This window comes from Aminobacter sp. MET-1 (assembly GCF_026521175.1).
Lineage (GTDB): Bacteria > Pseudomonadota > Alphaproteobacteria > Rhizobiales > Rhizobiaceae > Aminobacter.
This window is the reverse complement of sequence record NZ_JAMSHL010000013.1, coordinates 145,462-167,628: the sequence shown is the minus strand read 5'-3', so window position 1 is coordinate 167,628 and position 22,167 is coordinate 145,462. Positions and strand designations below refer to the sequence as shown.

Below are 22,167 nucleotides of genomic sequence, written 5' to 3'. Positions count from 1 at the left end.
TCGGTTGCCATGCGGGTATGGCCGATGCCGTGGCTGCCGCTCATCTTGGTGACGTCGAAGCGCTTCACCACTTCGACTGGCAGACCCACTTCCTTGTAGATTTCGATCGCTTCGCCAGCGCCCATGACACGGACGTTGGGGCGCAGTTCGGCAAGTGCCGCGCGGGCTTCGGCGACCTTTTCGGTCGGTACGTCGAGCACAGCGTGGGTCGACTTCACAGTCGACGAAACCTTGGCGCCGATCTTCTTGCCGAGCTCGGCGTCGAGACCCTTGAAGTCCGCGTCCGGATTGGCCGACTGGATGGTGACCTTGGCATGACCCTTGGTGCCGCCGCCGTAGATGGCGATGCCCGCGCTATCGGGGCCACGATCGGTCATGGTTACGAGCATTTCGGACAGCAATGCGCCCAATTGGGGCTCCAGCGACTTGTCCTTCAAAAAGAGTCCTACAATTCCGCACATCCCGGTTTCCTCACCTGATTGGCTGCCTGTGACAAGCTAACAGCATGAGAGAACCTAGCAGCTTCCTTCGTCAATTTCAACTGTCATGAATGATTTATTCCTGTCAGACAAATCGAGCAGCCGTGCGTTTTGAAAAACTTGTGGCACATGCAATGAGGCAGTGCGCAAATTGCCGAGCCAATGCATCTGTCCGCCCCATGACCGCCAAGGAACTCCATCGGCGCCAAAGCTAGGAGAAGTGCGCAGTTGGCGCGGCCTGTAGGCCTAAGATGTGTGTCTAGGGGCCAAGTGGTTCGCGCGCGATCGTAGAACCAACATGTGGAGAGCTGGTGTTTGGCAAAGTGCAAGGAAAGATTGTGCTGACACCGCATCGACGTTGGAGCGCGCGGGAGGCCGCGGTGTGCAAATCACGACGCGGCCCATGGGAGGCGCTATTCCGCGGTCCAGGGCAGACATCTGCAATCACTCAGGCAATTTGAACGCTCAGGCGTTCGCTTTACGGAGAGCGCTGTTGCCCACTTGAGTGTATTTATCGAGTGCATCGTGAAGCGATTTGATATCGCTTATCTTGTCGTCAGAGAACGCTCGCTCATAAATAGCTTCGAGATGCATTCGCATTATCGATTGTGCTCTATCGATGTTTCCGATCTCTAAGGCATCGATTATCTCGGTATGCTCATCTGAGTTACACTTCGTCCAATGAGGACGCCCATAGATGTAAAATACCAGCGAGCTCTGCGTCAGCAGAGGCTCAAGATACTTAGATAGAAGCTTGCTGTTAGTCATCCTGGCCAACGTTCGGTGGAAGGAGCTGGTTTGTCCCTTGTACGACGCAGGATCTTTCTCGAGATACTCATGTTCAAGCTTGACCGAATTGCGAAGCTCTTCGACTTGAGCGGCCGTCAGTTTGCCGGCAAGCGTTCGGATGACAACATCTTCCAGCTCCATGCGCATTCGCAGGATATCCCTTCCCTGCTCCACGCTAGGCTTTGCAACTGTTGCACCCTTATTCTGCTTGATCTCCACCAACTCATCGGCGGCAAGCATCTGAAGCGCAGATCTGACCGCATGTCGGCTGACGTTCAGCTGTTTGCTGATCGCCTCTTCAGGGAGTTTTGTTTCCGGAGCGAGGGCCTGCTCGATGATCGCACGCGTTAGCATGTCGTAGACCAAGTTCGCTTCGTTTTTCCGGCTTGCCATGTCGTCTTTCGTCCTCACTGCAAGCAACACGTAATCGGTTGCTCGACTGCGTCTGTCCAGAGCCGACTTGAGTGCTTTCACGTCGGATCTGCAAGGGGTCTTTATCGCACAGAAACTCCCTCGACCGCAGTCGTGCGCATTGCGCGCAATTTCCCATGGATTGTTGAATATCTCCCTCACCGAATTTGCCTATTATGTCAACGAATTCCCGACATCTGGTGCGATAAATGTGATGGAGGTATGCAATTTTCGTCGATTCAAAAGACGGCAAGGCGCGATTTGGGGCGAGGGGTGACGGCTGAGGGTTTCATCTAACTATATGAAAACGCACAAAAATATCGCAGTTCGTGAATCAACGGAGACGAATCATAAGTTCTTGTTGGCCTAAGATTGTCGATTTATCGGATTAAATACGTGAAAAAATGACATTCGAAAAGTTGACAGATGTAGCAGATGGTGTTTCCTTATTCGGAGAGATCAACGCTCTGCAGGGCTCTGAAGATCTAGCAATGTGAACCGGCACCCCGTCGGTGCATGAGATCAGTGCGGTCAAATATTAGGTGGAGCCTTAACATGCAAAAATGTGATCTCTCTGTCCTGAACGGAAGAGTGATGCTGCCAGGAGGCGATCTGGTAACTGCAAACATTGGCGTTCGTGGCGGAAAAATTATTGAAATATCGTCAGAGACCATCGATGCAGAGACAATAGTAGATGCGTCTGGAAAGGTGGTCATTCCAGGCTTGGTCGATCAGCATTTTCACTGCTGGTGGGGCTATGGGGTTGAGACGCACGAAATTGCTACCCGGGCAGCCGCACGCGGTGGCGTGACGACGCTGGTCGAAATGCCTCTGGACCGCCCGGCAACTATCACAAGCGAACTGCTTAGTGCGAAGTTGTCCGAGGTTGGAGACAAGTATCACGTCGACTACGCCGCAATTGGAGGATATTGCCCCGACCGCCCAGAGGAAGTCCATGCCATGGTACGGGCAGGGGTCATCTCGATAAAGATCTTCACTGGAGATGTCGCACCTCCCGGCATGTTCGCTGGCACCTCGGATGGGGAGCTTATGGATCTGATGCGGCGGGTGAAGAGCGAAAACGTCGCGCTCATGGCGCATTGTGAGAATGCGGGCATTGTAAGCGCTGAGACGGCGCGCGTCAGGGCAGAAGGCAAGACCGGGCCTGCGGCATGGGACGAAGCACGCCCGTGGTTTGCTGAGGTGGATGCCGTTCAGCGCTTGGCGACGCTTGCAAAGGCGACGGGTGCTCGCGTTATTGTGGTGCACATTTCGACCCCGGAAGCTGTCGACGTCATCACCGCCGCAAGGCGAGACGGCGTAGATATTTGGGCCGAAACGCTGCCTCATCAGTTGTGCCTGGATTTGGAGTCCGGTGGCGATGACGCGCGCCTGAAATGGAACCCACCGCCGCGGTCTCGCAAAGCCGTTGATGGACTTTGGGATCGGCTCGCCCGGGGCGAAATCCATTCAATCGCATCGGACCACGCACCTTTGACCAAGATCAACGGCGCCGACATCTGGAACCAGAACCCCGGTGCGGGCAACGTCCTGGAAACAATGCTTCCCGTGGTCGCAACTGAAGCGATCTTCAAGCGAGGGGTAAGCCTGGCGCAGCTTGTCGAGGCCATGGCGGTAAATCCAGCCAAGATTCTTGGGCTTTATCCCCGCAAGGGTGCCATTCAGGTAGGCGCTGACGCAGACCTTGTTGTCCTGGAAACAAACGGGAAGCGTGTAATCGACGGCCAAGCCTTGGAATTCTTTGACCAGACGGCCAAATGGTCACCTTACCACGGCAGGGAAGTAAGGGTTTTCCCCGTTTCCACGATCGTTCGCGGCACGGTGGTTTATCAGGACGGCGAAGTCGTAGGCCCGCTCGGGTACGGCAAATACCTCACCAAACACGTCAGCCCGTAGTGCAACTACTTGGATCGCGGATGTAGCGCTTCCAATCGATTGGCCAATTGCACGGAGCAGAACGTGAGCCAGACCTCGCATCCGAAAATTGTACGCCGGGTTTCGCCCGAAGATATCGCCACTCTGGCTCACCTTGCCGGCATACAGGTGGGCCATGAGGACTTATCGCCGCTAGCCGTTTCGCTCGAGCAGCATTTGAACGCGACGGAACTCCTCCTTCAAGCTGATCTGGAGGATGTGCTGCCTAGCATGGAGGCACGTTGGAATGTCTGACCTTGCAGATCTTACAATTCACGAGGCGTCATCGCGGATTGCGAAGGGGTCACTGACCTCCGTCAAACTAGTGGAGGCGACACTCGAGCGGATCGCACAAACAGAGCCAGCGGTGCATGCATATGCCTATGTGGGAGCAGAGCAGGCGCTCGCCGCGGCGCACCGAGCAGATGCAACCGAGCCGCGAGGCCCCCTGCATGGGATACCATTTGCAGTCAAGGATGTGCTTTTAACGAGCGACATGCCCACAGAGGCTAACTCGCGTGTACTGGCGGGGCACCGCTCCTGTAATGACGCCTGGGCAGTTGCCCGGCTTCGTGAGGCCGGAGCAATACTTGTAGGCAAACATGTTACCCACGAGTTTGCCAGTGGCCAAGACGTCCCGCCAACGCGCAATCCTTGGAACTTGGCGCACTATCCGGGAGGCTCAAGTGCCGGCAGTGGTGCCTCGATGGCCGTCGGGTCTTGTCTCTTTGCGCTTGGCACGGATGCGGGAGGCTCTGTTCGCAAACCAGCTGCGGTAACGGGCGTTGTAGGCCTAAAGCCCACTTACGGCCGCGTAAGCGCAAAGGGCACTGTGCGTGGTGCTACTGTTCCGACAGTTGAGCATGTCGGCATATTCTCACGTTCGGTGCGTGATGCAGCAATTGTGCTGAACACAATAGCTGGCGAGGATCCCGCAGATCCCAGGACGTGGCTGGGGCCGAACCCGGATTTTTGCTCAGATGCCGATGTTGAGCTTCGGGGTGTTCGGATTGGATTGCCGCGGCTCGACAGGTTCGGCCCAGCTCCCAATGAAAGCGTCGCGCGTTTGGTTGCTGACGCGATCAATGTAATCGGCAAACTCGGAGCTGAATTTGTCGAGGTGGACTTGCCTTTGGCAGAGTTGGCTCTCCCAGCTGCGACGGCAATCATCACTGGCGAGTTTGGCCCTCAACACAGGCAATGGCTGGCGCAAAAGCGGGAGCTATACAGTGAACCGGTTCGTCGTTTCATCGAGCTCTCGCTACTGACGCCCTCAGCTGATCTCCAGGCCGCCTACCGCGCTCGCCGTGCGCTACAAGACGAGCTCTCGAAGCTGTTTGGTAGGACAGGTATTCACGCCCTCGCATTGCCGACACTGCCCTGCACATCGATGCCTCTCGACGAGATGGTCATCGCGCGGGATATGGGTCGGCTCATCCAATACACATGTCCATGGAGCCTCGTCGGCCAGCCGGCATTGAGTGTGCCATGTGGGTTTACGAGCCAGCAATTGCCGGTTGGGCTTCAATTAGTCGGTGCGCCCCTCAACGAGAAAATGATCCTGCGCATTGGGCAGGCGTTCCAAAGCGCGACCGATTGGCATGAGCGCCGTCCGGTGTTGACCAATACCTGAGGCGAAGGGCGCCGAAGGTACTAACGGGAGGAAATCAATGATAATGTTTCGTTCTTCGGTACGTGATTGGCGAACTAGCCGATCAATGAGGACCGTGCTTGGCAGCCTTACACTTGGCCTTATGGGCGCAGCGTTCAGCTCAGGAATTGCTTCGGCCGAGACTGGCGGATGCGTCAACGGCGAGGCTCAGGCGCTGATCGTCAGCGACGTCTCGGGACGCCTCGGCGTGCTCGGACCGAGCCAGTCGACTGCATCTCAAACCGTAATCGATCTGATCAACAAGGACGGCGGTTTGCTCGGTTGTAAGGTCAAGCTGACCATTAAGGACGAGCAGTTGGATCCGGCGGTTGCCGTTAGAGAGCTCAAGAAGGCTATCGCCACAAACAAGCCAAATGTGGTGTTTGGCCCGACATTGAGCAGCAGCATGCTCAGCATGGCGAAGATCACGAACGCACAAGGCATCCCGCTGTTTTCCGGTGAAGGCGGTGACGCCCAGTTCGTTATGGATGCACGCGAGCCGGGTAACTACATGGCCATCTCAACCCTGTATCAGGATGGCAGAGCAGCCGCCAAATATCTTGTTGAGAGCGGCAAATGCAAGCGATACGGCTTCCTGTATCCTGACATCGTAGCCGGCCGAGACATCGTCTCAGCCTTTCGCGGTCAGTTGGCGGAGTCGCAACCCGACGCGCAGATCGTGGTGGACCAGCCCTACAACCTGCAGAACAAGGACTTTGGGGCCATCATTCAGGCGATCTCCAGCAAGTCCCCGGACTGTGTATTTGGGAACCTGCTCGGCCCGGATTTGGGATCGGTATATAAGATATGGAACCAGCGGAAGCTGGATATCCTGACGATGTTTTACCCGGATACAGCGACGTTGAAGGCGGTTGGAAACGGCAACCTGCCTGCCAACACTTACGGGGTTATGCGAGCCAACGTCAAAACCATGGCTGCGACGCCTGTCGGGCGTGAGTTCACGGAGGCATACAAGGCTGCCAATAATGGCGCGGCTCCCGACGAGTGGGCGTACGCGGCTGCCTCAGCGGTCCAGATGTGGGCATCAATGGTAAAGGCTGCTGGTAGCTTCGACTACAACGCGCTGGATACCGCCGCGAAAAAGGGCGGGCTGACTTTCGATTCGGTCTATGGAGACGGCGTCGAAATCATGCCGAACCACCAAGCTAATGCCTGGTCCAATGTAGGCCCAGTTGTCGACGATAGCGAACTGGGGCACCCGTACTGGTCGTCCGACAGCAAGGCAATGTGGACGAAGGACGTTATCCCACAGCCCCTCTATGAAGCAATCCTTTCCGGGAAGACTTCGACGCGCTGGACGTCAGCACAATAGCAATAGGTCACGCAAGCAGTCATGGCGACAGTCATGCCTGCTTGCTTCGACCTCGTGGGAGGCATTCCTATGAATGAATTTCTGCTGCAATTACTTTCTGGAATCTCCGCGTCGGCTGTTCTGTTCCTCGTCGCATCTGGGTTTACCTTGGTGTTTGGCGCATTGCGGATCATCAACTTCGCACATGGTTCGGTCTACATGCTGGGCGCGTTCCTCGCGACTTCGATCAGCGACTTCGTTGGAACTGGAAACGTATCGTTCTGGATCAGCGCACTCCTTGCCGGCTTTTCAGTAGCTGCGCTCGGTGCGTTGATCGAAATTGTCTGCCTTCGTCGCATCTATCATCGCGATGTAGCGATTCAATTGCTCGTCACGTTTGGCCTGGTGATGATCATTGGCGGGCTAGTGCGCGGCATCTGGGGATCCGCGCCGCGACAGACTGCCATGCCTCCCTTGTTCGATGGGGGCGTCCCGATGCTTGGAACTTACTTCCCTACCTACTCGCTGTTCCTAATATGCGTAGGGAGTGCGGCGGTGATCGCGCTGTGGCTTATCATGTATCAAACCTCTCTAGGTCGACTGATCCGGGGCGCGGTCGACGACCGCCAACTTCTCGAAATGGCGGGCGTCAATGTTCCGCTCCTCTTTACGGCAGTCTTCTCTCTTGGCGCCTTCTTTGCAGGTATTGCCGGCGCTCTTGTGACCCCCCAGCAAACCATCTCTGTTGGCCTAGACCTCGACGTGATTGTTAAGGCCGTTGTCGTCGTTGTCATCGGCGGGTTGGGCAGTATCGGCGGAGCTCTTGTGGGCTCGTTGATGGTGGGTGTTGCAAGCTCGATTGCACTGATTTGGCTTCCGCCGTCCTGGTCCTTGATAGTTGTATTCGGCTTGCTTGTAACAGTGCTCGCAATTAGTCCGCAGGGCCTTTTCGGCAAGGTGAGATGATGTCGGTACAGGAAAATCAGAAAGTACCCATGGGTGAGACAATGTCACTGAACCAATTGTCTGCTGTACAGTCCGAAATGAGCGTGCTCTCGGAGACAAAACACGCAGCAGCGTGGGTGCGCCCAGTAGTTTTATTGTCAGCTATTATTTGTGCAAGCATGCTGATATGTGCACCAATAATATTCCCTAGTACGATAGTGCTGGTTCTTGGCTCGGCTCTCGTTGTGGGAATGTTTTCGCTGAGTCTAAACCTTCTGTTTGGAACAAGTGGCCTGTTGACGTTTGGGCATGCTGCTTACTTCGGCATCGGCGCCTATACCGTTGCTCTTCTGGTTTCTCGACTAGAATGGAATCCGATCACTGGCTTGATCGTGGCGCCGTTCGCGGCAGCTATTGCTGCCGCGATACTTGCCCCAATCGTGCTGCGTGGGAAAGAGATCTATTTTGGTCTGCTGACACTTGGCACGGCCCAGCTTGTCTATGCAATCGCACACGGTACACCAGGATGGACTGGCGGCGATGAAGGGCTTATTGGCGATTTCCAGCCCAGCTGGGCATTCGATCTCAGCAAGCTTTATTGGTTTACCTTGGCTTGCGTGGCGGGCGGAGCGTTGGTGCTATGGATAGTGACCCGTTCACCGTTTGGGGACGCCCTGCGTGGTCTTCGCGAGAACCGTCTAAGAGCGCAGTTCATCGGCATTTCACCAATCCGCTACGAGTATGCTGCCTTCATCATGGCCGCCTTCTTTGCGGGCCTCGCCGGCGGACTGTTTACTATCTACGAAGGCCAGGTCCAGGACGCTTTGTTCTTCTGGCAGATGTCCGCGACTCCGCTGATCGTCGCGCTTCTTGGCGGGTTCGGTTACTTTCTTGGACCAGTCGTTGGCGCCATCTTCTACACGCTCCTTACGGATCAGCTCGCTTCGCGCACTGAGTTCTGGGACGTTGCTGTAGGGCTCGTGGTCGTCATCGTTGCGATTGGTATGCCCAGTGGCATCATGGGGGCGCTTGAGGCAGGTCTGCGCAACCTTCTGGGCGATGCGCGATCCCGTATACCTCAGCGTGCGACGGTAATGTCTGCGGCCCCGAGTTCGGCAGTGTCGGGCCCTCAAACGACTCGGGCTGATGCCAAAAATGCGCCAGTGCTCCTCGAAGTGTCCAATTTGACCAAGAGCTTCGGCGGCCTTCATGTTACGCGTGACGTAAGTATGAAGGTCCGGAAGGGTACGATCCACGCGATCATCGGACCCAATGGTGCCGGCAAAACGACCTTCTTTAATCTGGTTACAGGGGCGCTTCGGCCAGATGCAGGAAGAGTGCAATTCGCAGGCAAGGACATCACCTTTGCCAACCCGTGGGACCGCGTCAAGCTAGGCTTGGGGCGATCGTTTCAGCAGCCGAACATTTTCCCTGCGTTGACCACAATCGATAATGTCGCACTCGCAGAGGCGAGCGTGCGTGGCAGAACTTCACGCCTGGTGGGCAAACTTCCGGCGGCTGTTCGAGACCGTGCGGCATCGATCCTTGAAAATGTCGGACTTGGCGATGTGGCGTTGGTTCGAGCAGCAGATCTCTCTCATGGTGATCAACGGACACTTGAGATCGCTATGGGTCTTGCGGTCGAAGCACAACTGCTTTGCCTCGACGAGCCTACAGCAGGTGTCGGGCCAGGCGAGACCCGTCAGGTTGTGAATGCGATCAGGCAGATCGCCCATAGTCAGGGACTCACTATCCTGTTTGTCGAGCATGACATGGAAGTCGTGTTCGGCATCGCAGACCGGATAACTGTCTTGTGCAACGGGGCGGTACTAGCCGAAGGGACGCCGGAGGAGATTAGAAGCAACCCTGACGTAATTGCCGCCTATCTCGGTTCGGATACAGCAGGAATCCACAAATGACGACCGCAGCTTACCCGGTATCCGCCGCGTTGACAGTGAATAACTTGGATGCCTTTTACGGCAAGTGCCAAGTCACGTTCGATGCACAATTGCATGTGGGGCGAGGCGAAATCGTCGCGTTGCTTGGCCGCAATGGTGCTGGCAAGACAACCACGCTCATGGCCATTGCGGGCTTTGTGACTGCGAGGCGAGGGAAAGTGTTGTTGGCAGGAAATGAGATTGCCACAGCACCAGCGTTTCGCCGCGTCCGGGCCGGACTGTCACTTGTTCCCTCTGGTTCCCGCTCCCTTGGCAGTTTGACAGTGCTCGAGAACCTGCAGACGAGCGCAGGCGTGTCCGCACGCAACGGGCAGTGGAGTATCGATAAGGTGTTTGGCCTCTTTCCCAAGCTGCGACAATTGGCGGGTTCGCAGGGACGGCAGCTGTCTGGCGGTGAGCGTCAAATGCTGGCGGTGGGACGCGCGCTCTTGTCCCAGCCCGAGGTACTCATGCTCGACGAGCCCAGTGAAGGTCTCGCTCCCCTGGTCGTAGCGGAGCTCGGGGGCATGTTGCGCCGGCTCGCCGATGCCGGACTTGCTGTCCTGCTCACTGAACAGAACCACGGTCTCGCTCTCGATATCGCCGATCGTGTCTTGTTCATGGAGAAAGGTCAAATTGCTTGGGAAGGCTCTGCGTCGGAAGCAAAAGATCCTGAGGTTCTCGGCCGATACTTGTCGGTCTGAAGGTTTTGTGTTTGGAGGATATGAAATGCTGTACAATCGTGAACGAGCCATCAAGTATATGAAGGAAGCTGGCGTTTCAGCGATTATTGCCACATCGCCTAAGAGTATTACTTATTTTTCAGGCTACAGCTGGCCATTAGAATCTTCGATGCGTCAGTACATGTTTACCCCTGAAGCTTCAAGCGAGTTGATGTTTTCAGGCTTTGTCCTAATCCCTGCCGAAGGGGAGCCGACGCTCATCTTGGGTTCGCGGTTTGCGATGAATTCGGACGATGTGTGGATCCGGGACGTTCGGCTCTTTGGAGGAAATTTCCCCTTTGACCTATCGATGAGCCCAGCCGGCTTTGTCGGTAAGGCTGGGGAGGTCATGCGCGGCAACTCCTATGAAACTGCTGCGGAGGCGCTTGTCGCTGTCATGCGCGAACGTGGTCTCGCGGATGGCAGCCGGATCGGCGTTGAAATCGAGGGCATGGGCGACAGTGGGCGCTTAGCCCTTGCGGGCTTGCTGCCTGATGCAACGCTTCTGGACTGCACCAAGCTCATCAGGCTGGTCCGGATGGTCAAAACCGATGCGGAAATCGACCGGATGCGCACTGCGATCAATATTGCCGAAAGGGCGGCCACAGCAGCAATCGAGCAGGCACAACCAGATGGCACTCTCGAAGCGATCGAGAGAGAATATCGCATCCGCCTGGGCGAACATTGTGCTGACTTCGCGGCCGTCCAATTGGCGGCCGGGGGGGTTGGGCTCACTACTCAACCAACCTATGCGCCGTCGCGCAGCGAGGTCGTCTTCACCGACTGGTGCGCGATCTATCGCAACTATTGGGCTGACATTGGCATGAGCTTTATGTTCGAGGCCCCACCGGAATTGGTGCGCACGAAGGACGCGGCGCTGAAGGAATGTGTCGCTGCTGGTGGGCGCGCATTAAGACCTGGTGTGAGGTCGTCAGAGGTGTTTCGCGCAATGTGTGATGCTCTCGCCAAGGGAGGAATCGAGGGAAATGAGCCGCAAGGTCATGGTATTGGCCTCGATGTGCGTGAATATCCAATCATCGTTCCCGATTGTGGGGGGCGCATCGTCGACGATTGCATAGATGTCTCAGCAGACTTTCCGCTTGAGGAAAATATGGTGATCAATCTCGAGATCGGCCATTTCCTTCCTGCCATCGGAGCAATCCAGAACGAACAGTCCTTCATCGTTCGATCAGGCGGTGGAGAGTTGCTCATTCCCTACAGCCGACGCTCGCCTGTACTCGCACTTTGATACAGCGCAGCTGAAGTTACGAAGGTGAATGTGATGACTGGCATGGCTCAATGGCCAAGCCTCGATCGCGCGAGCGTTGCGAGCTTGGTAGATGAAATCTGTGGCATTGGTAATCGTTTCGTGGGCACAGCTGGAGAGGCTGCAGCTCGCTCGTTCCTGCTCGACCGCTTCAATGCGGCGGGTCTGCAACGAGTCCAGACAGAACCAGTGGAATTGTTGTCATACGAGGCTGTTGGGGCGACGTGCGAGATACTAAAGCCTTTCCAGGCGCTTCGAGCCGTCGGCCTGCAGTACACTGCGAGTGCTCAGGCGGAGGGCGTAGCGATCTATGTTGGACGGCCCTCCAGCATTGACGACTTGACGGATATCCTCGCGCGATTGCCCCCGTTGAATGGGCGGATAGCTGTGATGCATTCGTACTGGCCATGGCTATTTGCAGAGCTCTTGGTGAAGAAGGGGGTCGCCGGCATTGTCGTCATAAGTGAGACGCCGGGTGGAACGATTTCTCACTTGACGGCACAGTTGTATCCAGTGCCGACGGCGCCGAGTTTCGAGGGCAGGCCGCTCGCCGTGCCAGGCGTCACAATCGACCGAGACGATGGTGCGCAACTGCTGACTTACGTCGCCAACGGCGTCGTTCGCCTGCGGATCGAACATAGCGCCAGGTACAAGCCGTTTACATCGGGTAATGTGGTAGGGGAAATCCCTGGCGCAACCGACGAATGCGTCGTGGTGGGAGCTCACTACGATACGCAACTTGAGGGAGTTGGAGCACAGGACAATGCGACGGGTCTTGCAGCGCTTGTCGCACTTGCGGACCGGTGGGCCGGACAAGATTTCAGACGAACATTGAAGCTTGTTGCGTTCTGTGCCGAAGAACCCGGCATGTGGGGCGCAACGGACTACTGCCGCAGACACGAGGCAGATCTCAGGTCAACGGTCGCGATGATCAATCTTGACGCATTGGCATGGGCGCTCCCCGGCCGGCGCGCGCTGCTTGCCGATCCGGGGATCGCAGACTATGCCGTTGCGCGAGCGGCGGAGATTGGGTGGGAGATTGAAGATCTCACCAACGCTAGCCTTCTTCGCGCCGCAGATCTCAATCCGTTTATCGATGCTGGGGTGCCCGCTTGCTGGTTCTGGCGATTTCCTCCTCAGCATCCCTACTATCATAGTTCGGGCGACGTTCCCGCATTGCTTGATATGGCGGCCGTGTCCGAGGTCGCGAATGTGGCTGCCTATACAGCCTACGCGCTACTCAACGACGAAGAACTCAACCTTGGTCGCGCACAGGGTCTTGGCGCCGAGGAAGAACCCCGTGGCAGCAGCGATCGTGGAGATTGCAGCGGCCTTCTGGCTGATTTGGACAAGCACCTGGAACAATTGCGACATCGGTTGGGGACGATGAGAGTGACGCTGCGTCTTGATGTGGACGGGCGGAACTTCCCTGTAGTTGGAGAGGCGGTCGCAGAAGGCTCCCCGTCCATCAAACATGATGAAAGTGTCGATCAACGGGGTGCCGCCACTGCACAATGGGTAATCCAGACGCGGAAGGTTCTGGTGCAATCGGAGTTTTCCAACTCACAAGTTCGTCCTCCCGCCGCGCTTGTTAATGCCTATGGTGTCGAAGCACAGATGTTGGCACCTGTAGTGCATAACGATCGCGTTGCCGGTTGGATATCAGTACATTCCTCCACCAGGCGAGACTGGAGCGCAGCCGACGTCTCTCAGGCAGAAGCGGAAGCGTCGAATATTTCTGAAAATCTGCCTTCGATTTGCCAGTCTATCCAGGAAGTACGTGGGTGGAAGGTTATGCTTGAACCTACTCCATCATAAGTCGGCACATTCAATGTTATTACTTTCGAAAACGAGAGGAGTGAAAGCGTGGGTCACGTTGATACTACACTGAAGTCGCTTCAACAGCTCAAGAAGATTGGCCATATCACGCCGTCTTCGAACACGGCGTTGGAGACGATCACGTCTCTGATGAATGTGGGATTGGCAAATCGCTGCTCTCATCATTTTGCTCGGCTGCGCGTAAAGGCTGTTCGGCTCGATCAAGCGACGGAAGCACAGTTTGCGCTCGATACTATGGTCGCAGCGGCAGAGCTTCTGGCAGACGCTCCGCTGGATGCGATCGTATGGAACGGAACGTCGGCATCGTGGCTTGGGCTGCAGCGCGATGAAGAGTTGTGCCAGAGGATTTCGGAACGTACTGGCCTCCAGGCATCCACCGCTACGCTCGCGTTTCACGAAGTGTTCCGATCAATGGGAGCTACGCGGATAGGCCTGGCCGTTCCCTATGTGGACGAAGTCACCACCAAAATCTGTGAAGTGTACGGTCGACTTGGCGTGAATGTCGTGTCTCACTCTTCGTTGAGGCAGTCCGTGAACCACGACATCGGCAACAATTCGATGGACGACATTCGCAAGCTATTGCGTGCTGCAGACTCCCCAGAAGCTGACTGCATTGCAGTCGTATGTACCAACCTTCCGGCGACGCTGCTTGTCGAGGAGATGGAGCGGGAACTTGGCAAGCCTATCATCGATTCAATTGCTGTGACGTTCTGGAAGGGATGCACGCTTGCAGGAGTTGATCCGACAATGAGCAATTGGGGTGCGCTCATGAGGGGTGAACTTACCGGCTAGCAATAGTTACCCTCGGCACAGAACGGCCAACTCGCCTCAGCGGAAAGTCCCGCTTTCTTCCATTGCTGCCTACAGCAAGGCGGCCGCTCTATCTAAGCAAGAGCTCGGGCCGCCTTTCAAGGCTTACATGTGCCGACGAATGAAGAAACGAACGTGCTCCGGCAGTACCCACACCTGTCCCCATATATCAGGCTGACCTGCTGCTCCATAGACGACAGTATCTAGATAAAGCACTGGTCCTCCAGCCGCGGTTCTTAGATGGCTTGCGATCTCAGAGTCAAGTATTTGCGGAGCCACCTCCAAGTCGGCGTAATTTAACTCGAGCTCTGAATGCAACAACAATGCGTCAAGAAGCGAGCCTCTGAATTCATTCCGAAGCAGATCTAGATCGACAATCGTCGTCGGTAGCCAGTCTATCGTCCACGCGATTTTTGTGCCATCAAGCGTTTTTGAGCGCTGAACGTAATATACTGGATCGCCTACGGGTAGGCGTAGCTTAGTGCTTATTTCTGGTGTTACGATACCTTGGCCCCACTTTAGGTCCTCGGTGTCAAGAAGCTTGCCGGCGTCGCTCGCAGCCTTGTCCAAAGACGCAAGCCTATCGAGGTGATGCACAATTGCCGACGAAGCAGGCGTCTGCGGCAGTACAGTTGCGCCCACTCCATTTCGAACGCTTACAACGCCTCGATCATGAAGGCTTTTGACCGCAGCCCTCAACGTAACTCTTGAGACGTCATACTTTTCAGTCAGTTCCTTTTCGCTCGGCAGAAGTGAACCGGGCTTGACCTTTTCGCTGGCAATGAAGTCATGAATAATCCGCTCGCAAACTTCATTTGATAGCGAGCGCTTTCGCCTCGATAAGTTAACACGTTCCATTCTTTTGTCTCCTGTGAGTATCAGGTTTGATAGAAACGCCAAACCTGATACTCGATGCCCACCAATACCTGAACGGGGTATCAAGTGCGCCGCGTATACAACAGCGTTAGGCTACCGATGAGCCTCCGTGTTGCTCATAGGCCTGCGCATTAGGCGAGTTTCCCCGACGCGCGGAATCGCATCACACCACCGTCCGGAAATACGTTGAAGCGCAAGTGAGATACGCCGCCAAGATCGAGAATCTCCCGTTCAAATACATGCCGCTTGTGCATCTCCAACTTTTGTTCCGGAAGCAATACCCGCCAGAACATGCTTTGCGTGACTATCCCAGGCACGTCTACTCCGCTCAGGTCGGCGGCCAGCACAGAGCATCTGTCTGGATAGTTCCCGCGGAAATGCGCTGTGTCTACCTCAATCTCCGAAATGCTGCCTCGGTGGCCCAACTCAATTACCACCCATTCGTTGCCCGGGCTGCGCCGCCGGCGTGTCTCCCATCCGTCGATGGGAGAATCCCCGGATCCAGGCAAGAGCAGATTGTTGGGCGACCCGTAGTGTTGGTCGCTGGCTGCCAGGGCGCGGCCACCAAGTCGCAAGGCTGACAGTTCATGTGCTGCACTTTGGTTTGCCTTTTCCCAATCTACCGCCGCTTCGCCATATACCCTGAGCCTAGCTACGCCTCCATCGGGATAAATATTCAGCCGAATATGAGTGAAGGCCCCTGGATGTGAGGCCGGCAAAAAATGATGTGAATTGCCGGAAAGTTCCGTGGCCGGCAGGATTTCAGCCCATTGGGTATCGTCCGCCGGGATTTTTTGCGCTGAGAAGCAGCCTTCAATCGAAGCGGCCGGAGGGAAATTCCCGGTAAAGTGGCTGGTATCGATGTCGAAGCCGTGAATGATGCCCGGTATCCCAAGCTTCACGATGCAGTAATCGTGCCCTTCGGTCCTGCGACGTCGCGTCTCCCATCCGTCCATATACAAGCCTGGCCGCGTATCGTCCTTCTTGCCAAAAACAAATACCGGACTGGCCGGGCTCAACATTCTTTCCTTTGAAGCAAAAAACTCATCATTGGCAAAGACAGCTTCGGCACCAAGCTGCGGGCTCGCCAAATTGATGTAGCTGCTCGCAAAGTCTGGTTGTGTGCTTTTTGTCACCTCTGGATCTCCCGTTGTGGTCGCTGCGTAGCGCCTTGACACTGTTGGCGCTCTCAATTACGGTACACCCTGTTAGCTAGGTAGTAAACAGCTATCGATAGGTTGGACAGCGCAAAAAAGGGCTTGAGCCTGCTGCGGACCAGGGAACAGTTGGAGGAGCGATATCGTGCCGACGTTGGCCTTGACTGGGGATGTCATCCCGCTTGAGCAATTGCGAAGCGACGCCCAAATGGCGGATGTCCATGCGGTGCTGCGGCATCTTCATGACGCCGACCTGGCCATTGGCAACTTTGAGATGCCGCTCACTGGCGCAGTGAAGCCGCTTCAGAAGCTGCTGAACATACGCGCGGATCCATCGATTGCGTCTGACCTTGATGCGCTAGGTTTAGACGTTGTCACAGTCGCCAACAATCACACTGTCGACTATGGCTGGGAGGGCCTGCAAGATACCCTGCATTGCTTGCGGTCTGCAGGTCTTCACACAATCGGGGCCGGCGGAACATTACGCGAGGCCATTGCACCGGCAGAGGTTGTTCTCAGCGGAACTCGCGTGGGAGTGCTGGCTTTCTCTTGCCTTGTGCCGACAGGGGCTGGCGCGGCAGAGCAGAGGCCTGGGATCGCTGGCCTGAAGGTGGTGACCTCTTACGAGATCGATCCATATTATCAGATGGAAGAGCCGGGCGACCTGTCGGCTGTACGGGTTCGCACTCATGTCCATGACAGCGACTTGGCATTTGCCAGCGAGTGTGTCCGCGAATGCCGTTCTCGCTTCGATTTCTTGATTGTGACCGTTCATTGGGGCTTCGGCTCTGGCGATGAGTTGGCGGAGTACCAGCAGCCGCTGGCCCATGGGTTGATCGACGCGGGCGCCGACCTCATTCACGGCCACCATCCCCATGCGATCCATCCGATAGAATTCTACCGGAACAAACCAATTCTGTACGGTTTGGGAACGCTGGTCGGTCAGCAGGTCTTTATGGAAGCGGATCCTAAGGTCAAGAAGCTTTGGAGCGAGATGTCGGCCGAGGGTTATGTCGCTCTGTATCGCTCACAAGCGAGCGAGGACACCCAACTCCGCCTCATTCCTCACATCCTCAACGCAAGGCGGTTGCCTGAGCTTGCGAAAGGAGATGCGCTGGATCAGCTGCTCTCTCGGCTCAAGCGCTTGTCAAGTCCGTTCGGAACAGTAATAGAAATAAGCAACGGCGTTATTGTTGCTAGAAAGGGGTATGAATAGTCTCTGGTGATCTAGGTTTCTTCAACAAGAAAAACTGTGATAGAAAAAGGGGAATAAGCAATGTCAAAGAAAATGTGGACTGCCTTGTCGAGGCGAAACTTTATGGCACTCGGAGTGGCCGGACTCACCGCCGCTTCGGTTGCGATGCCGATGCCTGCTTTCGCACAACAGCCTGTAATCGCCGTCAGCTTCCCGAATTCGTCGCTTCAGGGCGCAGTTATCGCCACTTTGGAAGCCGCAAAGAAGAAGGGGGGAGAGCTTGGCTATCAAGTCGTTGTAGACGATCCCGGAACAGACCTGAAGAAGCAGATCAATACGCTGAATACGTGGATCGAGCAAAAGGTCGCAGTCATCGTCTGCGTTACCCTTAATCCAGCGGTGTTCGAAAGCGTAGCCAAGAAGGCTCGCAGCGCCGGCATCAAGTGGATCACGTATGCGGAAAAGCTCGAGAACCAGGATGCGACCGTTGGTTTCAGCCAGTACGAGTCTGCGGCAGTTCTTGGGGAATACGCCGGCAAGTGGATTAACTCCAACTTGGGCGGAAAAGCGAATGTTGTCATTCTAGGTTACGAAGGCGCCTTCTGGGGGCGTTCTCGAGCGGATGGCATCGCCAAAGGGCTCAACAGCGTTGCGCCCGGCGCGACCATCGTTGCTCGCCAGGACGCAATTAGCGCTACTGAGGGTCTCGAGACGACCCGCAGCATTCTTCAAGCGCACCCTGAAGTTAATGTGATCCTCGGCATCGAAGATCCTGCAACAGAGGGCGCATACAAGGCATGGATTGCCGCTGGGCGCGACAAGACTGATCCAAAAGCGTTCATCGGCGGCATGGACGGCACCCCCGGTGCGCTGAAATTGCTGCGAAGCGGCGATACCATCTATCGTGCTTCGATGGCGCTGCCGCTGATTGACTTGGGCGAGGCGATCGCAACGACAGCTGACAAGCTGGCGCGTGGTGAGGCCGTAGCCGAACGTATCATCGCGCTGGAGTTGGTTGAGGCAAAATCGCCCCTGGCTGACAAGTACCTGAAGCAGCAAGGCATCGAATAGAGCCGCAATTCCTGCCGATGTCGACGCGATAAGGACCAGGCGCAGAGGCGTGGTCCTTATCGCAAGATATAGAGGAAATACTATCAAATAAGGTGGTTTCCGTGTCTGTTGTGATTAGCAATCTCAAGAAGGCCTATTCTGGCGTTCCAGTCCTTAAGGGGGTCGATCTTGAAATTGAGGATGGAGAAATCCATGCCTTTCTAGGTGCCAATGGTGCCGGGAAATCGACATTGATCAAGTGTTTGTCGGGGGCTGAGCAGCCTGATTCCGGCGTGATCGAGGTCGATGGGAAACCGTTTACAACAAGCGGACCCCGCGATTCAATGCGGGCTGGTATTGCCGTAGTATATCAAGAGCTGTCATTAGCCTCAGGCCTCAATGTGCTTGACAATGTTTTTCTTGGGCAAGAATACAAGCGCGGTCCGTTTGTGCGCAAAGCCCAAGAAGCACGGGAAGTGCGCTCATGGTTCGCGGAGCTAGGCGTCACTATCGACCCCGAAGCTGACTTGCTTAAGCTTAGCAACGCGGAACTACAGGTTATCGAAATTGTCAAGGCACTTCGCACGAAGCCAAAGCTCTTGATATTAGATGAACCAACGGCATCATTGACGGAACGCGAAGCAGCGCAATTGTCGGCGCAGCTTCTCTCTCTAAAGAAGCAAAAATTACCACTCCTATATGTAACACATCGTTTGGCCGAAGTGTTCGCAATTGCTGATCGAGTTTCAGTCCTTAGAGGCGGCAAGGTTGTTCTTTCAGCCAGAGTCTCGGACGTAACAGAACAAGAGATCGTAAGCGCGATTGCAGGCCGGAGTGTGGGAACTGAACCGCCTGACTACGCCAGTCAGCAGAAAACAAGATCTCCCCTGGCCCAGCTTCGTGGGCTGACTGCGCCAGGTATTGGGCCGGTCGACCTAGACGTAAATTCGGGCGAGATCCTAGGCGTATTTGGCTTGGTAGGTTCTGGTAGGACCGAGTTGCTTGAAGCGCTGTTCGGAGCGCGAGCGCTGGCGGGCGGTACGATTACTCTGGATGGCAAGGCGCTTAAGCTTCGCCGACCGTCCGATGCGGTGCGGGCCGGCATAGCGCTGGTTCCAGAGGATCGACTTCGGAAGAGTGTCTTTCAGACACTGACGGCAGGTGAAAATGTAGCGATGGCCAGCGCCGCCAAGCTTGGGACCCTTGGGTTTCGCAGCAAACGGTCAGAGCAAAAAGCATTTCACGACATTTCAAGGAAGTTGAACCTGCAGCCGCGGCGCTCTGATCTTGAAGCCAGGCGGTTCTCAGGCGGAAACCAGCAGAAACTAGTGCTCGGCAGGTGGCTCCAAGAGGGCCAGGATTGTCGGATGCTGCTGCTCGATGAGCCCACACAAGGCGTGGACGTTGGCGCTCGCGGCGACCTCTACTCCGTCCTCTCGGAGAGTACCAAGGCCGGGCTTGCGGTCGTGGTGACTTCGTCGGAGCCGGAAGAGTTGATGCAATTGGCCCACCGCGTCGTAGTGCTATCTCGAGGACAGGTTGCGGGAGTTCTGCATGGGGCCGAAATTAATCAAGAGCGCCTGCTCCACCTGGCGCATGTAGGAGAGTAAGATGACCAGGTCAACCACATCGAATAATGCCGTTGAGGTAAAAAAATCCAGCTCAACGTCAATCCTAAACAAAATCAAGCGCCCGGAAGTTATTATCAATAATATCCTAGTGATAGCGCTTGTTATCATGATGGTATATTTCACGTCGCAGACGCCGACATTTCTTACGGTTTCGAACTTTGAGGTGATTCTTACAAATAATGCCGTGATCGGTGTTCTAGTGGCGGCGATGGCCTTGTTGGTGATCGCAGGGCACGTAGACTTGTCGGTCGGATCAAACATCGGGTTTGCCGGTACGCTCGTTGCTCTCGCCAATACAGAATGGGGCCTTTCACCCTGGTTGAGCATGTTGGTCGGGATTGGTGGGGGCGCGCTGGGTGGCACCATAAACGGGGTTCTCTGCGGGGTCCTCCGCTTCAATCCAGTTATCGTTACCCTGGGTATGCTCGGCATTCTCCGCGGGGCCACGCTGCTTATACAGCAGAACGAAATATCGGGCCTGGACGAGTTCTTCGTGGTGATGGGCAATGGTGATTTTCTTCATATTCCGATTCAGCTGTGGATCGTTGCTATCTCTTTCGTTGCTGCCGCGATCTTTATCTCGCTGACCACCTGGGGGCGATACGTCTACGCCATTGGGTCAAATCCGCGGGCTGCGTTTTTGGCCGCGTTGCCGGTACGTGCACTGCCGTTTGCTCTCTATGTCGTTACCGGGGCAGCTGCCGGGCTGGCTGGCGTGATGTCGGCTGCACGCCTTGATGGTTCTGCACCTGGCGCACTAGGCCTGCAGATGGAACTCCAAGCTCTGACGATCGTGCTGCTTGGCGGCGTTGCGTTTGCCGGTGGTCGCGGACGGATTGGTGGTGTTGCGACAGCGTGGATCTTTCTCGGCGTTCTGGAGAACGGACTTACGCAGCTAAATGTGACGCCATTCGTGCAGCTCGTTGCTGCTGGTCTCGCCTTGGTATTTGCCGCCAGCCTTGACTCCTTGGGTTCGGTGCTCGGACCGCTTCTTGAGGGCCGCCGTCGAGTGGGTGAGCAGCGCGCAGCGGCGGGCATCGGGACCGACGCCGTAAAACAGGATGATACTGGAACTGTCCGACATCTTTGAACGTCGCAGAAATCGTCCAGGCCCCTAATCCCGGGTCGTTTGAGAAGTTAGTGCCGATCAAAACGGCTGAAGTCGAAAGGAAAACAACATGACCTATGCTCGCGACATGGTCGGCTACGGCAATAATCCGCCGAATGCCAATTGGCCTAATGGCGCCAAGCTGGCGCTGCAGATTATCGTAGCCTTTGAAGAAGGTTCAGAGAACAGCGTACTTCACGGAGACGCTCATTCTGAAAACTTTATCTCCGACATGATTGGTGCTCCCCCGCTTTTCGGTGTGCGCAGCGTGAATATGGAATCTCTCTACGAATACGGCACACGTGTCGGCTTCTGGCGAGTTTTCAACGAGCTGAACGCCCGGGGGATCAAGTCCACAGTCCTGGCCAACGGGCTAGCTCTCGAGCATTACCCCGAAGCAGGCCAATTCATGCATTCCACCGGCCATGAGATCGCCAGTCATGGCTGGAAGTGGATCGACCACCAATGGATGGGGGAGGAAACGGAACGCGCCCACATGAAGCTGGTTATCGAGGCCATCACAAAGATCACTGGCGAGCGTCCTGTGGGATGGTACACCGGGCGCTGCAGTCAGAACACATTGAAGCTCGTAGTCGAAGAGGGCGGGTTCCTCTACGATTCCGACACATATGCAGATGATCTCCCATATTGGGTGACCGTGGATGGCAAGAAGCATTTGCGAATACCGTACACACTGGAAGCAAATGACATGCGCTTTGTGTCGGCCGCGGGTTTCAACTCAGGTGATCAGTACTTTTCCTACCTGAAGGATACGTTTGACGTGCTTTATCGCGAGAGTGACAGAACACCACGTATGATGTCCACCGGTCTGCATCTGAGAATTGTTGGCCGGCCGGGTCGGTGGGCGGCATTCCAGCGCTTTCTAGACTATGTGCAAAAGCACGAGGGCGTGTGGATTTGTCGTAGAGATGAAATTGCGCGCCACTGGCACAAGCATCACGGAGTGTAGTGATAGCAATGCCGCTCGAAGCATCCCAGATCTGCATTGAGCGGCATTTCGTGATCTTAGGTATCTGAGCTTGGAACGAGAAC

General features: G+C 55.8%; 18 protein-coding genes and 1 pseudogene. 15 read left to right on the top strand and 4 right to left on the bottom strand.

Annotation, left to right across the window (positions count from 1 at the left end):
* Positions 1-461, bottom strand: a pseudogene (locus tag NDO48_RS18780) (glutamine amidotransferase); the annotation flags it as partial.
* A 483-nt stretch (positions 462-944) separates the two neighbouring features.
* A complete protein-coding gene (locus NDO48_RS18775) occupies positions 945-1,742 on the bottom strand; it encodes a GntR family transcriptional regulator (protein ID WP_182576110.1) in 798 nt (265 codons plus the stop codon).
* A 492-nt stretch (positions 1,743-2,234) separates the two neighbouring features.
* Between NDO48_RS18775 and NDO48_RS18770 the strand changes: the two genes are divergently transcribed.
* The 10 genes from NDO48_RS18770 (at position 2,235) to NDO48_RS18725 (ending at position 14,079) form a co-directional block, all read left to right on the top strand.
* A complete protein-coding gene (locus tag NDO48_RS18770) occupies positions 2,235-3,596 on the top strand; it encodes a dihydroorotase (RefSeq protein WP_267322043.1) in 1,362 nt (453 codons plus the stop codon).
* A gap of 63 nt (positions 3,597-3,659) precedes the next feature.
* Positions 3,660-3,869 carry a hypothetical protein gene (locus NDO48_RS18765; protein WP_192315338.1) on the top strand — a complete coding sequence of 70 codons (210 nt, stop codon included), beginning with the start codon at positions 3,660-3,662 and terminating at the stop codon, positions 3,867-3,869.
* A complete protein-coding gene (locus NDO48_RS18760) occupies positions 3,832-5,247 on the top strand; it encodes an amidase (protein WP_323848117.1) in 1,416 nt (471 codons plus the stop codon). Before NDO48_RS18765 ends, NDO48_RS18760 begins: the two co-directional genes overlap by 38 nt.
* A gap of 85 nt (positions 5,248-5,332) precedes the next feature.
* A complete protein-coding gene (locus tag NDO48_RS18755; protein ID WP_192315342.1) occupies positions 5,333-6,598 on the top strand; it encodes an ABC transporter substrate-binding protein in 1,266 nt (421 codons plus the stop codon).
* Between the two features lie 69 nt (positions 6,599-6,667).
* Positions 6,668-7,543 carry a branched-chain amino acid ABC transporter permease gene (locus NDO48_RS18750; protein WP_192315344.1) on the top strand — a complete coding sequence of 292 codons (876 nt, stop codon included), beginning with the start codon at positions 6,668-6,670 and terminating at the stop codon, positions 7,541-7,543.
* A gap of 29 nt (positions 7,544-7,572) precedes the next feature.
* On the top strand, positions 7,573-9,441 hold the full coding sequence (locus tag NDO48_RS18745; protein ID WP_267322041.1) for a branched-chain amino acid ABC transporter ATP-binding protein/permease: 1,869 nt from the start codon (positions 7,573-7,575) through the stop codon (positions 9,439-9,441).
* Positions 9,438-10,163, top strand: coding sequence for an ABC transporter ATP-binding protein (locus NDO48_RS18740; protein WP_182576103.1), 726 nt, complete (start codon positions 9,438-9,440; stop codon positions 10,161-10,163). Before NDO48_RS18745 ends, NDO48_RS18740 begins: the two co-directional genes overlap by 4 nt.
* 25 nt (positions 10,164-10,188) lie before the next feature.
* Complete coding sequence (locus NDO48_RS18735; protein ID WP_182576102.1) at positions 10,189-11,430, top strand: M24 family metallopeptidase; 1,242 nt, start codon at positions 10,189-10,191, stop codon at positions 11,428-11,430.
* A 33-nt stretch (positions 11,431-11,463) separates the two neighbouring features.
* On the top strand, positions 11,464-13,266 hold the full coding sequence (locus NDO48_RS18730) for a M28 family peptidase (protein ID WP_267322040.1): 1,803 nt from the start codon (positions 11,464-11,466) through the stop codon (positions 13,264-13,266).
* A gap of 48 nt (positions 13,267-13,314) precedes the next feature.
* Positions 13,315-14,079: an Asp/Glu/hydantoin racemase gene (locus NDO48_RS18725; protein WP_267322039.1), complete on the top strand. Its 765-nt coding sequence runs from the start codon at positions 13,315-13,317 to the stop codon at positions 14,077-14,079.
* A 123-nt stretch (positions 14,080-14,202) separates the two neighbouring features.
* Here the strand turns inward: NDO48_RS18725 and NDO48_RS18720 are convergent, their stop codons facing one another.
* Entirely contained in the window at positions 14,203-14,955 is a 753-nt protein-coding gene (locus NDO48_RS18720) for a GntR family transcriptional regulator (RefSeq protein WP_267322038.1), read from the bottom strand.
* A 149-nt stretch (positions 14,956-15,104) separates the two neighbouring features.
* Positions 15,105-16,109 (bottom strand): allantoicase, encoded by a 1,005-nt coding sequence (alc, locus tag NDO48_RS18715; protein ID WP_267322037.1) that lies wholly within the window; start codon positions 16,107-16,109, stop codon positions 15,105-15,107.
* A 166-nt stretch (positions 16,110-16,275) separates the two neighbouring features.
* On the opposite strand from alc, the gene NDO48_RS18710 reads away from it, so the two are divergent.
* The 5 genes from NDO48_RS18710 to puuE all read left to right on the top strand — a co-directional run bounded on the left by NDO48_RS18710 (position 16,276) and on the right by puuE (position 22,084).
* On the top strand, positions 16,276-17,346 hold the full coding sequence (locus NDO48_RS18710; protein WP_182576097.1) for a CapA family protein: 1,071 nt from the start codon (positions 16,276-16,278) through the stop codon (positions 17,344-17,346).
* A gap of 60 nt (positions 17,347-17,406) precedes the next feature.
* Positions 17,407-18,396: a sugar ABC transporter substrate-binding protein gene (locus NDO48_RS18705; RefSeq protein WP_182576096.1), complete on the top strand. Its 990-nt coding sequence runs from the start codon at positions 17,407-17,409 to the stop codon at positions 18,394-18,396.
* 101 nt (positions 18,397-18,497) lie between these two features.
* A complete protein-coding gene (locus NDO48_RS18700; protein ID WP_182576095.1) occupies positions 18,498-19,985 on the top strand; it encodes a sugar ABC transporter ATP-binding protein in 1,488 nt (495 codons plus the stop codon).
* A gap of 1 nt (position 19,986) precedes the next feature.
* Positions 19,987-21,096 (top strand): ABC transporter permease, encoded by a 1,110-nt coding sequence (locus NDO48_RS18695; protein WP_182576094.1) that lies wholly within the window; start codon positions 19,987-19,989, stop codon positions 21,094-21,096.
* Positions 21,097-21,184: 88 nt separating this feature from the next.
* Positions 21,185-22,084, top strand: coding sequence for an allantoinase PuuE (puuE, locus tag NDO48_RS18690; RefSeq protein ID WP_267322036.1), 900 nt, complete (start codon positions 21,185-21,187; stop codon positions 22,082-22,084).
* Positions 22,085-22,167: the final 83 nt, after the last annotated feature.